The 13,779-nt window shown below is 43.0% G+C and carries 10 protein-coding genes; 8 read left to right on the top strand and 2 right to left on the bottom strand.

Translation table 11 applies throughout. The features are described 5' to 3' along the window. Positions 1-5: 5 nt before the first annotated feature. On the bottom strand, positions 6-620 hold the full coding sequence (locus tag V7O67_RS00725) for a hypothetical protein (protein ID WP_342303927.1): 615 nt from the start codon (positions 618-620) through the stop codon (positions 6-8). 1 nt (position 621) lies between these two features. Then, a complete protein-coding gene (locus V7O67_RS00720) occupies positions 622-1,089 on the bottom strand; it encodes a hypothetical protein (RefSeq protein ID WP_342303928.1) in 468 nt (155 codons plus the stop codon). A 137-nt stretch (positions 1,090-1,226) separates the two neighbouring features. Between V7O67_RS00720 and V7O67_RS00715 the strand changes: the two genes are divergently transcribed. From V7O67_RS00715 to aglJ, 8 genes are all read left to right on the top strand, one after another. After that, positions 1,227-2,738 carry an exonuclease SbcCD subunit D gene (locus V7O67_RS00715; protein WP_342303929.1) on the top strand — a complete coding sequence of 504 codons (1,512 nt, stop codon included), beginning with the start codon at positions 1,227-1,229 and terminating at the stop codon, positions 2,736-2,738. Continuing rightward, a complete protein-coding gene (locus tag V7O67_RS00710; protein WP_406670535.1) occupies positions 2,735-5,398 on the top strand; it encodes an AAA family ATPase in 2,664 nt (887 codons plus the stop codon). Before V7O67_RS00715 ends, V7O67_RS00710 begins: the two co-directional genes overlap by 4 nt. A gap of 136 nt (positions 5,399-5,534) precedes the next feature. Further along, positions 5,535-6,347, top strand: a complete 813-nt coding sequence (locus tag V7O67_RS00705) for a hypothetical protein (RefSeq protein WP_406670534.1) — start codon at positions 5,535-5,537, stop codon at positions 6,345-6,347. 27 nt (positions 6,348-6,374) lie between these two features. Next, positions 6,375-9,899, top strand: coding sequence for a chromosome segregation protein SMC (gene smc / locus V7O67_RS00700; protein WP_406670533.1), 3,525 nt, complete (start codon positions 6,375-6,377; stop codon positions 9,897-9,899). Further along, positions 9,896-10,729, top strand: coding sequence for a segregation/condensation protein A (locus V7O67_RS00695; protein WP_406670532.1), 834 nt, complete (start codon positions 9,896-9,898; stop codon positions 10,727-10,729). The genes smc and V7O67_RS00695 overlap by 4 nt, the downstream gene beginning before the upstream one ends. Positions 10,730-10,746: 17 nt before the next feature. Further along, positions 10,747-11,853 (top strand): SMC-Scp complex subunit ScpB, encoded by a 1,107-nt coding sequence (gene scpB / locus V7O67_RS00690; RefSeq protein ID WP_406670531.1) that lies wholly within the window; start codon positions 10,747-10,749, stop codon positions 11,851-11,853. A 137-nt stretch (positions 11,854-11,990) separates the two neighbouring features. Beyond that, complete coding sequence (locus tag V7O67_RS00685; RefSeq protein ID WP_406655716.1) at positions 11,991-12,542, top strand: TATA-box-binding protein; 552 nt, start codon at positions 11,991-11,993, stop codon at positions 12,540-12,542. Between the two features lie 26 nt (positions 12,543-12,568). After that, positions 12,569-13,489: an S-layer glycoprotein N-glycosyltransferase AglJ gene (gene aglJ, locus V7O67_RS00680; protein WP_406670529.1), complete on the top strand. Its 921-nt coding sequence runs from the start codon at positions 12,569-12,571 to the stop codon at positions 13,487-13,489. The last annotated feature ends 290 nt before the right edge of the window (positions 13,490-13,779 follow it).

Here is a 13,779-nt window from a genome sequence, read left to right as displayed (position 1 = left end):
TGTTCTTACATTCTCCAGAGTGTCATTTTGATATTGACAATATTGTAAAAATCACTACTTGTATCAGCATCAGGTATTCCTGTATTTGTCATAAAAACAGATGTGTTCCCAACCTCATAATCTGAAAGGACTACTTTTTTAGAGATGATCACAGCATTGTTGGATGGATCGCCATTATATATGTAGGGACTCGACATCTCAATGCCATTTTCATTTATCCGGGCGAAATGGACATTGTGTGCAATTCCTCTGGGGATTGCAATAAATAGGAACATATCACCAAGGGAACTGTTTGAAAGGGTCGTGTTGCTGGAATCTCTTGATCGGTATGCTGTTCCGTTCCATACATATTCTGTTCCGTCCCAACTCAGTACGTCATTCTTAAGATCGGAGTTGTGGCCAGATGGTGTGTAGGAAAGTGCATTTAGCATATCCTGGCCAATGGTCTGCAGCTGGGCTTCGATATGTGCATTTGCAGTTGATGATGTGAGTGGTGTCAGAGAGGTTGCTTCTACTGCGAACACAATCACTCCAACCATTATCAGTGCTGCCATTACCGCCTCAAGTGTATGCATCTGGGCGTGTGAATTCTTTTTCATATAAAAGATATTCCAGTTCATATTACCACACCCTAAATGACATTATGGTTGCTTCTGTATTTCCTGAATTTATATCTTTCAACAAGACTATTCTTTTTGTCTGGCCAACATTGACACCGGTTGGTATTACTTTCCCAGAAGTGTTGATAATCCCTGTTTTGTTTTCCAGTGTGACATTAAGGTCGTATCTAAGATATGATCCGTTCAAGCCAAGGTAGTCAACAGTATGGGTGTAATTTCCATCCAGTTCTGCAAATAACAGATCGACTTTTGCCTTATTCACCATGTTAGGAACAGTTTCATCACCTTCGTTCAGGATATTCTCAACCAGGGCTGTTGAAGTCCTGTCAGCAATCAACGTAGTTTCATCAGAATTTGAGATGAAAGGGGTGAATATTCCGGAAGTGTAGTTGAATACAAAGATGACTACGAACAAGAAAATAGTGATGCTGATGAGGTAATCTATAGTTATCTGGCCTTTTTTGTCCATATTGCCCTTTGTATAATTAGTAGCTAATTATATAAAAAACAATTGTAATATATTAGTTGTATTTATTTCACATGTTCGAGGCATTGGCTTCTATACCCCAAACAATTAAAAACAGCAAATACATATCATAATCCCTGATGGATGAAATAAGGATAGTCCACACAGGGGACACACATCTTGGATACCGGCAATATCATAGTGATGTACGCCGGCAGGATTTTTTCAATGCTTTTTCCACTGTGGTGGACGATGCTATTAGTATGAGCGTGGACGCTGTAGTACATGCAGGTGACCTGTTTGATTCCAGGAATCCCACACTTGATGATATTCTTGATGCCATGGGTCTGTTCTCAAAACTGAAAAGTGCAGGAATTTCGCTCCTTGCAATCGTTGGTAATCATGAGAGCAAACAGAGTACGCAGTGGCTTGACCTTTACAGCAGCCTTGGTCTTGTAATTCGTCTTGGTACAGAGCCTTACAGGCTGGGTGAGCTTGCCTTATATGGTATTGACAGTGTTCCAAAGACAAAGATACCCTTATTTGATTATTCCATATTTGATGACAAGGCAACCGATGCAAAGTATAACCTGTTTGTAATGCACCAGCTCGTAAAACCCTTCGCCTTTGGTGACTGGGACATAAAAGAGGTAATTGACTCTATTCCTTTTGATGTGCATGCAGTACTTCTTGGAGATAACCACAAGCAAGAAATAACCACAGTCAATGATGCATGGGTCACCTACTGTGGCAGTACCGAGAGGAACAGTACTTCAGAACGCGAACCACGCTCCTACAATATAGTCACCATCGGGGGAACTGGTATTGAGATAAGTAAGCGTGCAATTAAGACGCGTGAATTTGTATTCATACCTGTCAATCTCACGGAAGATTCGGATTCTCACGAGGATGTATTTTCCGCAGTAATGGAACATGACATTGAAGAGAAAGTTGCCTTCGTGGAAATATCAGGCGATGTCAGGGTAAAGCTGGATTTCAGTGAAATAGAGAAGTTCCTTTTGTCAAGAGGTGCACTGGTTCCGGGGATAAAGGATCTTCGCAGTGGAGTCGATACACTGGAAGATTCCTCTTTGAAAGTCTCTTTCTCAGATCCGGACGATGTCGTCAAAGAAGAGATTAAGAAAATGGACCTTACGTCTGGCGGTCTATTGCTTGATGATATAATAAGGGATCCACGTATAGTGAAGACAAGAGTCGGTGATGAGGCCGAGTCTAAATTAGGACAGTTGCTTGAAAATATCGATTTTACGAAATATGTTCCTGTTAACGCTTCCTATGTACTTTCCGATGATGCAGCGATGGTGGTATCCGAGTCTGCGATGACTGAATATGGTCATGCAGTTGAAACAGTGACCGAATCTGAAAAGAAAACATCGGATGATACTCTAATAGATGTGGTTCAGAAGTCCGACGGTTCTGAAAAAACAGATATGCCCGTTTCTGATAATTCTAACGATATAGTGCCTGTTAAAAAATCTAAGGAAACAGGAGCTACTGAAAAAATGGACATGTCTGAGGACTCAGTAGTAGTGGATGATGCTGAGCATAGTGATAAAAAGCAGGTCAAAGCTAAAAAAACAGAGCCTGAAACTGTAAAACCCCGGCAGTACAATCTTGGTGACTACCTATGATGATAAAAAGGCTGAAAATCCAAAACATAAGGAGTTATGAAAACCTGGATTTATCCTTCGAAGATGGTGTGACAGTAGTCTCGGGGGTTAACGGCAGTGGAAAATCCAGCCTGCTTGAAGCCTGTTTTACCTGTCTTTTCGGGAGCAAAACGCTTGATAAGGAATTTGTTCTCTCTGATATCATACGCAAGGGTGCTACAAAGGCATCCATTTTACTTGAATTCGAGCAGAACGGGCATGATTATTACATTGAACAGACTTTCAGGAACGACCCGGAAAAAGGCCGTGCCTCCAATACCGGTGCAATCCTCAAAAAGAACGGGGAGATAATTTTCGACCAGGCATCACGCACCTATGAAGCTGTCAGGTCACTGTTGAATATGGATGAGGAAGCCTACAGGAACTGCGTTTACATCAGGCAGGGTGAGATTGATGTCCTGATCAATTCAAAGCCCAAGGACAGGCAGAAGATGATCGATGACCTGCTAAGGCTTGGTAAACTGGAAGAATACCGGGAACGATCTTCAAGTGCCAGGGTTGGAGTTGGGCGGCATCAACGTGATAATGAAAGACGTATCAAGGAATTTGGCGCGGAGATAAAGCTCGTAGAGGATACTGATCCCAGTGGTAGGCTGGCAACTCTGAAGACCAGAGCCGGGCAAATTGATTCTGAAATGGCTTCGTTCAATGAAAAGAGGGACCGCACACGTTCCCTGATAGATGAGGTCACGAAAAAACTTTCGGAGTTAAGTGAACTCTCCGACAGGAAAAAGTCGGTGGAACAACAGATAAAAGAGCTTACTGACAGAAAATCAAAATCATTCCAATCCATTGATTCATTTTCAAAAGACATTCGTTCTCATAAGGAACTTCTTGAATCCAGACAGGTGAGAGTTTCTGAAATAGAGTCTCAGTTGAAGGCTAACTCAAAAGATATTGAATCCCTGATCGTTCAGATGGATGAAGCTGAACGTTCTTTACGGGACGCTCTTAGCGAGCTGAAAAGTAAAAAAGCAGTTTCTGAAAAAGATCTTCTCAGCATTGCTCAGTCTGTGAAAGATTCGGAAAAACAGATAAAGTCCATTGAGGATACGGCAAAAGATGCTGACTCCAAAATAAAAGGCGTTTATTCTGAGATCGAGAAACACAAAGTCAGCATTGCAGGACTTGAGGATAAACACAAGAATATTTTGTCTAAAATAGTTTCTCTGGGTTTCATTCTTGAAAAACTTGAAAACATCGATGAGGTTCTCGACCTTGTAAATGACCAGCAAAAAAGGTTCTATGGCAGGGAATCTAAACTCAAGGTGAAGATATCTGAACTTAAAAGCAGGATTGAAAAATCAAAACAACTTCTGGCAGCTGGAAAGTGCCCCACATGTGGGCAGGAACTCAAAGGTTCATGTGTGGAGCAGTCCAGTGTTTCAGATAATGAAACAATAAAGCAACTGGAAGCAGAACTATCTGAACTTAAGGTCAAGCAGGCCGAAGCTGAAGCAAGGGTTGATAAGGTCAAATCAGCTCGCGCTTGTAAATCAGACATTGATGTTGTTCTCAGGGATATCGAGTCTGCGAAAGAGGCTATTGACAGGGATAACAAGAGGATTGAAGAGTATAAGCTGCACCTCAGGGAAGATGAGCTGAAAATAAAGGAACTTCTGTCCGGGAAGGAAGTACTGGAAAAGACCATCGACGGGACAAAAATAAAGGTAGAAGGGTTAAGGCAGGAAGAGGAATTAACCTTAAAAGAGCATTCAAAGTCCCTGGAACGCCTTGGTCTTGCCCGGGAAATGCAGAAAATAATGGGAGAGTTCGAGAAGATAACTTCCGAAATAAGGCAGATGAATGAGAAAATCAAAGGTATTCAGGAAATGATCTCACTCTTTGAAGGGCAGATAGGGGAGAAAAAAGAATCTGTAAAGGATATTGATGAGAAGATTGGAAAATTCGATAAGAAAGAGCTCGAATCTTTTAGCAAAGATTATAGTTTTGCTTTTAGCAAGATCAATTCGGAAATTGATAGGCTGAAGCTTGAAAAAGGCGAGGTAATGAAGAAAGAGGGAATGGCTGAAAATGACAGGACCCGACTTTCAGGCCTCAAAAAGAATCTGGATATGCTAAAGAACCGGGCTGATTATCTCAATGCTGTTTATTCTGATGCTGAGAACCTTGAAAGTATGTACATGCGAATACGTGCGCAACTGCGTTCCAGCAATATACAGACGCTTGACCGGCTGATAAACGAAATATTCTCGTTCATGTATTCAAATAATGCTTATTCTCATGTAATGCTGGACGCAGATTATAATCTCACGGTGTTCGAAAAGGATGGCACTGCTCTTGAACCCAAGCTTCTCAGCGGCGGAGAGCGTGCTTTATTCAATCTGGTACTTCGCTGTGCAATATATCGCCTGCTCTCACTTGGTACTTCATCTCATGATGGTGCCGGGCTTCCGCCGCTTATAATGGATGAACCTACAGTTTTCCTGGACCGGGGCCATGTTCAACAGCTTATAAAACTGATAGATATGATGCGTGATATCGGTGTGGGGCAGATTCTTGTGGTGTCCCATGATGACTCACTAATTGATTCGGCAGATCATGTTTTTATGGTAGAGAAAGACCCAGTGACAAATAATTCAGCCATATATGCAAGATAATTGACAGTAAATACTTATTTATTGCTTGAATAAAATACATCTGGCGACCAGAAGGTATATTATACTTTTACCCATATATTAACACAAGATTTTTGAAACACTTAATGAGGGACTGAATGGATTTGCGAGGTATTTAATGAATTCTGAAAACAGGGACTTTATAATTGAGCGTCTCGAACGCCAGTTAAAGGAAAAAGAGGCGGAAATTGAGGACATAAAAACGACTCTCCGCGATTCTATTCTCCGGGAAATAAGAAGTGATCTGAAAAGTGACCTTGATATTAATAATCGCATTGTCCAACTTGAGCAGAAAGTTCAGGCAATGACGAGCAACCTGAATGGAATAATGGATGAACTTCTTGACCAGAAATCAATGATACGTTCTATGAAAGAGTTACCCGTTCCTTGCGAAAAGAAAGTAGAGCAAAAATCACCGGTTGAGCCTGTAAAGGAACCATCAAACGCAAAGGTATATAGGCCGGAACCTAAACCTGTAGCACCTTCAGCAACTCCGTCACAATCACAGCCTGTACCTCCATCTTCAGCAATTCCTTCTTCTGTACGCTCAGCTCCAACTGAACCATCACCTTCAGCAAAACCATTCAATTCAAAGGTTTCCATAAGGTCTGATGAATCTGAATCTTCTTCGGGAACTGTCCAGCCATCCTCATCTCCAAACATGCGTTTCAATGTAAGGGAAGTTCCTTCTGTAAAACAACCTGAAATGCCTGAACCTGAATGCCGGTCTGAATATATTATCGCAGAAACCGATGATGAGCGCAAGGTTCGACTCGACAAGGACTCACGACAGGATATGGCTTCGTGCAAATATATTGTTGCAGAAGAAGGTCAATCCTCATGTGAAGAAGAAGAGGAATCCTCTAACTATGAGACAATCGAGGCGCGCGAAGATGAAGATGCTGTGGTAATCGTCACACGAAGAAAATAATCTTTTTTATAAAAAAAGGGGAATCACGTGCATATCAAGGAAATTGAGTTCGTTAACTTCAAATCCTTCGGTAAAAAGGTAAAGATCCCGTTCTTTGAAGGTTTTACCACTATTTCCGGACCTAATGGTAGTGGCAAGTCCAATATCATAGACGGTGTCCTTTTTGTTCTGGGACTTTCCAGCTCCAGGACCATGAGGGCTGAAAAGCTCACTGACCTAATCTATAACGGTGAAAGTTCCAAGAAACCTGATTTTGCCCAGGTCACCATCAAATTCGATAATACAGACCGCAAAATGCCGGTTGCAAGTGATGAGGTTTCCATCACTAGAAAAATACGCGAAACAGACTCCGGTTATTACAGCTACTTCTACTTCAATGGCAAGGCTGTCAGCCTCACGGATGTACACAACAATCTTGCAAAAGCAGGGGTCACTCCCGAAGGTTATAATGTTGTGATGCAGGGTGATGTTACCCGTATAATCAACATGACGGCGGGGGAGAGGCGTAAGATTATAGATGAGATTGCCGGTGTCGCGGAGTTTGACAACAAAAAAGACAGGGCAATAAACGAGCTTGAGATCGTGCGTGAAAGGGTCGAAAGAGTCGATATAATCATTGAAGAAGTCGGCCAGCAACTCCAAAAGCTCAAAGCTGAACGGGATCAGGCACTTAAGTATCAGTCTCTCAAGGAAGAGAAGATGAAGTTCGAAGGCTTTGTGCTCCTTGCCAAGCTCAAGGATGCAAAGGTAGAGCTATTATCTGTTGCTGATGACATCCAGGCCAAGGATGAGGTTCTTGGTAAACTGGGACTGGATCTTGATGCCAAAAAGATCAATGTTGAAAAGCTTGAGAAGGCTCTGGAAGAGATGACATCCACCATTCATAAGATGGGAGAGGATGAGCAAATCCGGATAAAGAAGGATATTGAAGAGATCAGGGGTGAAATATCCCGCTGCAATGACAGTATTGAGCTTGCAGATAATGAGATGGAGGATATCGAATCCAGAAGAAGGAAGACCTTTGTGGAGATCGATGAGATCAAAGGTAAGCTTGAAGAGCTGGATTTAAAAATATCCGAAGAATCCATGCGCAAGGATGGTATTCTTGCCGAGATGTCGGAACGTAAGACCGAGAGGATGATCCTGCAGAGCAAGATAGCTGATGTGGATGCCGAATTTGCGGAGACCAGGGATGAGGTTTCCGGATTGAAATCCAAGCTTGAACTTGCAAAAAATGAGAAAAACGAACTTATGCGCCAGGAGGATCGGCTACTGGATGCTCTCAGGAGAAAGTCTGCTGAGGTTAGGGATATTGAAAGTGAGATAGAGGATGCGAAATCCAAAGCTCAGTCCTCTGACAGTGATACTCTCTCCGTAAAATATGATATTGAAAAACTTAATGAGAAAATCGATGCCCTGACAAAGGACATTGATGACCTTGAACGTAACCGTGCCCAGATTCAGTCTGTTATTAAGGACCTTGAGGATGAACTGCGCACCTATGAAAAGGATTATGCACGCATTGAAGTGCGTGTAAGGGCTTCCGAGGACCATAGTAACTATTCTAAGGCCGTTGAAATGGTCATGAATGAGAAAAAGCATCATGGATTGCCTGGTATATACGGCACAATCGCCGAGCTTGGAAGTGTGGACCAGAAGTATTCCACAGCTCTTGAGATAGCTGCAGGCGGAAGGATGCAGGCTGTTGTTGTTGAGAATGACGAGGATGGTGCCCGTGCGATTGATTTCCTTAAGCGCAGGCAGGGTGGAAGAGCCACTTTCCTGCCCCTGAACAAGATGGATCAACGCAGGCCGTATAAGAACCTCTCTGACAGGGAAGGGGTGATAGGTTATGCTCTGGACCTTATTGATTTTGACCCGAAATTCGAGCCTGCTTTCTGGTATGTGTTCAGGGATACGCTGATTGTTGACACCATGACCAATGCCCGGCGCCTGATGGGTGGCTTAAGAATGGTAACCCTTGATGGCGATGTTATTGAGAAAAGCGGTGCTATGGTGGGAGGTTCAAGACAACGTTCAAGTGGTCTGTCATTTGCAGCTTCCGAGAAAGATAAGCTCGTTAAGCTTGCGGAAAAGATCACCGAGTATGATTCCAGGCGAAGCACTGCCATAAAGAAACTTGATCAGATCGAGGGTCATATTTCACAGGTGAATCGTGAAATCCATGAGCATGATAAGGAAATTTCCAAGAAGGAGATGCATATCGAGGAGATTGCAGGACGCGGCGAACGTCTCTCTCAGCTCATTGAATCAAAGGCTCAGGAACTTGCAGATATAGAAGAGTCACGCAAGGAGCTCAGAGATGAAATGGAGCGAACTGTTACCCTGAAACAGGAAAAGGAAGAACTCGTCCTGTCTTTAGAAGCGGATATCGGGGAGCTTGAAGAAAAACTTGCAGGTTCTGAAGTTCCTGAACTCAACCGTCAGGCAGAGCAGCTTGACGGGGAAATAAGGCGTCTTGACGGCAGGGTGAGAGATATAGAATCGGATGTTAATGCGTTGAATCTTGATCGGGATTATGCAGCTTCTAAGATTGAAGAAAACCGTGAACTCATTAAGACCATGGATGAGAAGAAAGCTACGCACAAACAACGCGTGGCCGACCTCAGGAATAAGATCACTGAACTTGAGGCATCTCTTTTGGAAAAACAGCAGCGTGAAACTGAACTTGCTGATAAGTTAAAAGAATTACAGCAAGAACGTGCTCAACTGCACGAGAAGCATGCTTCTGTGAAGAAGGAATTTGAGAAGATAAAGCTCAGAGTTGATGACGGTAATCGTCATATGATGGCTCTGAAAGCCACAAAGGCTGCACTTGAAGAGCAGGTTGGAGAACTTGGTGAGGAACTGCTCAGGCGGGGTATTGAGGAAAGCGAAGAAGTTCCGAATTATGAGACCGTGCGCACAAGGATAGCTTCCATTGAAAGAGCAATGGAAAAACTAGAACCTGTAAATATGCGTGCCATTGACGAGTATGACGAAGTGGATTTGAGGCTGAATGAGCTTGTAACACGGCGTGACACTCTATCTTCCGAAAGAGAGCAGATTCTTGAAAGAATTAAGCAGTATGAAGAGCTCAAAAAAGATACTTTCATGGCAACATTCGACGGGATCAACGAGCCTTTCAAGGAGATATTCAACGAACTTTCCGATGGTATTGGGGAACTTGTGCTTGATAATTATGATGATCCCTTTGCAGGCGGCCTCACACTCAAAGCCCAACCTAAGGAAAAGACACTCCAGCGCCTTGAGGCAATGTCCGGAGGGGAGAAAAGTCTTACAGCTCTCTCCTTTGTCTTCGCAATCCAGCAGTACCGACCTGCTCCATTTTATGCCTTTGATGAAATCGATATGTTCCTGGACGGTGCCAATGCAGGAAGGGTTGCCCAGCGCGTGAAAACGGCTGTCAGGAATGCTCAGTTCATTGTAGTCTCTCTTAGGAAACCGATGATTGAGGCTGCGGAAAGGACTATAGGAGTCGCCATGCAGGAAAATAACATAACAAGTATCACAGGAGTGAAGTTGCGTTGAGCGAAATAGCAGAAGATATGGAGCTGGTTCAAGCAGCCGAAATTGTTCCGATTGCTGGTGTTTCGTTACCATGCACTATTGATCCCGGATTCATGGAAACTCTCCGGGGACTTGGTGTAGATGAATCCCTGCTGGAGTTTTCTGATGATGTGCTTAGCGAGCCTGTCGAGATTCTCATGAACCTTGCGAAGAACGGGGATATTAATCCCTGGGATATCGATATCGTTAATGTGACTGATATGTTCCTTGAGCGCATAGAGCAGATGCAGATGACAGATCTCAGGATATCCGGCAGGACTCTGCTGTATGCATCAATCCTTCTGCGCATGAAATCCACGGGAATTGTGCAGGAGGAAGAAGAGGAAGGCGATTTCGACATGTTCGATGATGAACTGGACTTCTATGATGTTGAAGAATACCCGGTTCCCAAACTTCCTATTCGGCGCCGTGCCACCCGCCCGGTAACACTGCAGGAACTCATTCTGGAACTTCAGAAAGCAGAAAAGGTCGAGACCCGGAGGAAAGACCGTAAGGTCCGCCGCAAACTTGAAGAAAGGTCTGCGGTAACTACGGATGAAGTACTCGGAATAGCTCACGAGGAAGACATACTGGGGCGTGTCAGGGATATGGCTGCAATGTTAAAGGAATCATTTACTGAGCATGAGTTTGTCCAGCTTTCTGATCTGATGACCGATGACCGATCTGAGAACATAATGACTTACGTGTCCCTTTTATTCCTTGCTACTGAAAAAAAGGTATGGCTGACACAAAAAGAATTGTTCGGCGAACTATATGTGTATCCAGCCAGGGCAAATTATGAGGCTGTTTAAGAGGTGTGTTTACAGTTATGAGTGACCGGGAAGTTATGGAGGCAGCTCTTTTTGCTGCCGGAGGGGCACTTGATGCGGCAACCCTTGGAAAACTGATAGGCAAGCCAAAGAAACATGTTATCTCTATCGCAGTTGATCTTGTGAAAGAATATTCTTCCAGGGAAACTGGTATTGAGGTAATTGACCTTGGTGAACGCTATGTGATGCAGGTCAAACCTGAATATGCCGAGCTTGTACGGCCACTGGCTCCAAAGGAGTTGAGTGCTCCTATGCTTCGTACTCTTTCTATGATTGCCTATCACCAACCTCTTGTCCAGTCCGAGTTGATTGACATGAGGGGTAACTCGGCCTATGATCATATACGTGAACTCAAGGAGAGGGGTCTTGTGGAGGCAACTCCTCACGGAAGGACCAAACTTCTTCATACAACTTCTCTATTCGCAGACTATTTCGGGCTTGAGTCCAATGATCCTGAGCTGGTAAAGAAAAAGATAGTTGAACTATCAAAAGTGCAGAGCGGTCAGAGTGGTCTTAATAAGTGGCTTGGGCGCAGGTTTATTGGAGTGACTCCTATGTATGAATCTCTGATGGGGATGTGCGGCATCAAGGATTATAAGGTAATCAATGCCTATGAGCCTACAGAAGAGGAACTGGAGGAGCTGGCAGATGTCTATAAGCTTGTGATCTCCAAAGGTTACATTGAAAAAGTGAGTAAATATTATGACGGAGAAATAATTGAGGTTAGTTCAACCACGTTTGATGATATTATTGATTCTATCAAACTCCTTGAGAATGTGGCTGACCCTGAGAGGTCAAAGTCAAGTATTGAAGCAATAAATGAGCTCAAGGAAAGGTATGCTTCAAAAGCTCTTGTTTTCAGTAAAAAAGTGAGGCCTGCAACTGATATGGTTGCGCGCATCGTGAGTGACTTGCGTCTTGGCGTATCAGCAGATGGATTTGTCATAGCTCCTGATTACGGCACATCAACAGATGGTGTTGAAGTTTCAGAAGGTGCCGAGATTCTTGTACCAACTCACAAAGCCATGGATGGCAGCTTGCTGGAAAGGGTTTGTAGCAAATATGACGCTGTTATAGATGGACTTAAAAAGTTTGAGAACAGTTGAAAATAAGCAGTTTGATCTAAAGATCTTTCCAAAATGTCATTTTTTATGGTTTATTTAAAAAGATATATAAACGAGAGGGTATAAGTTTATATAGTCAATTGCTGAATATAACTCCGCTTTAAATACGAGGATATACCATGTCAGATTATAACATAAAGATTGAAAATGTAGTAGCATCTACTAAGCTTGCAGAAGAATTCGATCTTACTAAGATCGAGGCAGAATTCGAGGGTGCCGAATATAACAAGCAAAAGTTCCCCGGACTTGTATACAGGGTTTCTGACCCAAAGGCTGCATTTTTGGTTTTCACATCTGGAAAAGTGGTATGTACAGGGGCAAAGAATGTTGATGACGTTCATACTGTCATAGGCAACATGGCAAAGAAGCTCAACGATATAGGTATAAAAACCATAGACAACCCTGAGATCACAGTACAGAACATAGTTGCTTCTGCTGATCTCCAGGCAGTTCTCAATCTGAATGCTATTGCTATTGGTCTTGGTCTTGAGAATATTGAATATGAACCCGAACAGTTCCCGGGACTTGTCTACCGCATCGATGACCCGAAGGTCGTAGTACTCATTTTCAGTTCAGGTAAACTTGTGGTCACAGGCGGTAAATCACCGGAGAACTGTGAGCAAGGTGTTGAGGTCGTAAGGCAGCAACTCGACAGTATGGGCCTGCTCTAAGACCACATCTTTTTATTTCTTTTAAAATGACAAACGAGAACGTCTGTATTTTATTGCCTGTCCTCAATGAAGAAGCCACAATCGGGCAGGTTATAAAAGATTTCCGTGCCGAGGGCTTCGACAATATCCTTGTTATGGATGGCCACAGCACCGACAGGACCCGTGATATTGCGGAGAGTGAAGGTGCAAAGGTTATTATTCAGCACGGTAAGGGCAAAGGCCAGGCTATTCAGGAAGCCTTTGAAATCATTGACAATGACTATATTGTCATGGTTGACGGGGATGGCACGAACCTTGCAAAGGACGCTCATGTGGTTCTTGCTCCTGTTCTTGAGGGTAAGGCCGACCATGTGATGGGTAACCGGCTGGTTGACTATGAAGATGGAGCATTTACCCGTCTCAATCTAATCGGGAATAAGCTAATCAATAAAATGTTCGGAATGGCCTATGGGGTGTGGCTTGAGGATATTTTAACCGGTTACAGGGCTTTTAACAAAAAAGCTTTCAAATCCTTTGAATTAAAAAAACTGGGATTCGAGATCGAGTCCGAGATCACTATTGAAAGTGTTGCAAAGGATCTGCGGATTGAAGAAGTTCCGACTACCTATCTTGCACGGCACTCTAAGGGTGCTACTAAACTGAATCCTCTTAAGGATGGTTGGAGGATCGGTTCCACTATTTACAAAATGGCAAAATTGCATAACCCGATGTTCTATTTTGGCATAATTGGTGGGATTTTCATTGTATCTGGACTGATAGTTGGTACTTATGTTGTAATACAGTGGTTCCAGGGAGTTACCCGCATACCTATGAGCATTCTTACTGCTCTTCTCATCATTGCAGGATTCCAGATGTTTGTTTTTGGAATGTTGAGCGATCTTGTAGTTACCCTTCATAGGGAAAATTTGCGCATGCTCAGGGCGCTGAGTGAAGATAAGAAGAAATAACTGTTGTTTAGTTTATGCTTTTCTTCTTTCTTCCTTCTCAACAATACATATTTTCCAGTAGATTTGCTTTCATATTTTAAATTCTGACCTGATTCATATACTCTTGGTTTTGCAGCAAAAAATAAATAAATACAAGTGTAAAACAAAACAATTGAGCTTGTTTTGAATTAAAGCAAATCTTCTCACAGCATGTGCTTATTCCGTGCAATGTATTTATTGTGTCTGTTTTTAGCCATTTGTTGCGGTCCGTATTTCCATATATTTAAATGTAATTAATCCTTTGATAAAGT

The sequence above is a fragment of the Methanolobus sp. ZRKC4 genome, from assembly GCF_045291305.1.
Classification (GTDB): Archaea; Halobacteriota; Methanosarcinia; order Methanosarcinales; family Methanosarcinaceae; genus Methanolobus.
This window is presented reverse-complemented; position numbering and strand designations above follow the sequence as displayed.

Coding starts and splice junctions, on each gene's coding strand:
- V7O67_RS00725 (WP_342303927.1), bottom strand. CDS start 620: ATGAACTGGAATATCTTTTATATGAAAAAGAATTCACACGCCCAGATG.
- V7O67_RS00720 (WP_342303928.1), bottom strand. CDS start 1,089: ATGGACAAAAAAGGCCAGATAACTATAGATTACCTCATCAGCATCACT.
- V7O67_RS00715 (WP_342303929.1), top strand. CDS start 1,227: ATGGATGAAATAAGGATAGTCCACACAGGGGACACACATCTTGGATAC.
- V7O67_RS00710 (WP_406670535.1), top strand. CDS start 2,735: ATGATGATAAAAAGGCTGAAAATCCAAAACATAAGGAGTTATGAAAAC.
- V7O67_RS00705 (WP_406670534.1), top strand. CDS start 5,535: ATGAATTCTGAAAACAGGGACTTTATAATTGAGCGTCTCGAACGCCAG.
- scpB (WP_406670531.1), top strand. CDS start 10,747: ATGAGTGACCGGGAAGTTATGGAGGCAGCTCTTTTTGCTGCCGGAGGG.
- V7O67_RS00685 (WP_406655716.1), top strand. CDS start 11,991: ATGTCAGATTATAACATAAAGATTGAAAATGTAGTAGCATCTACTAAG.
- aglJ (WP_406670529.1), top strand. CDS start 12,569: ATGACAAACGAGAACGTCTGTATTTTATTGCCTGTCCTCAATGAAGAA.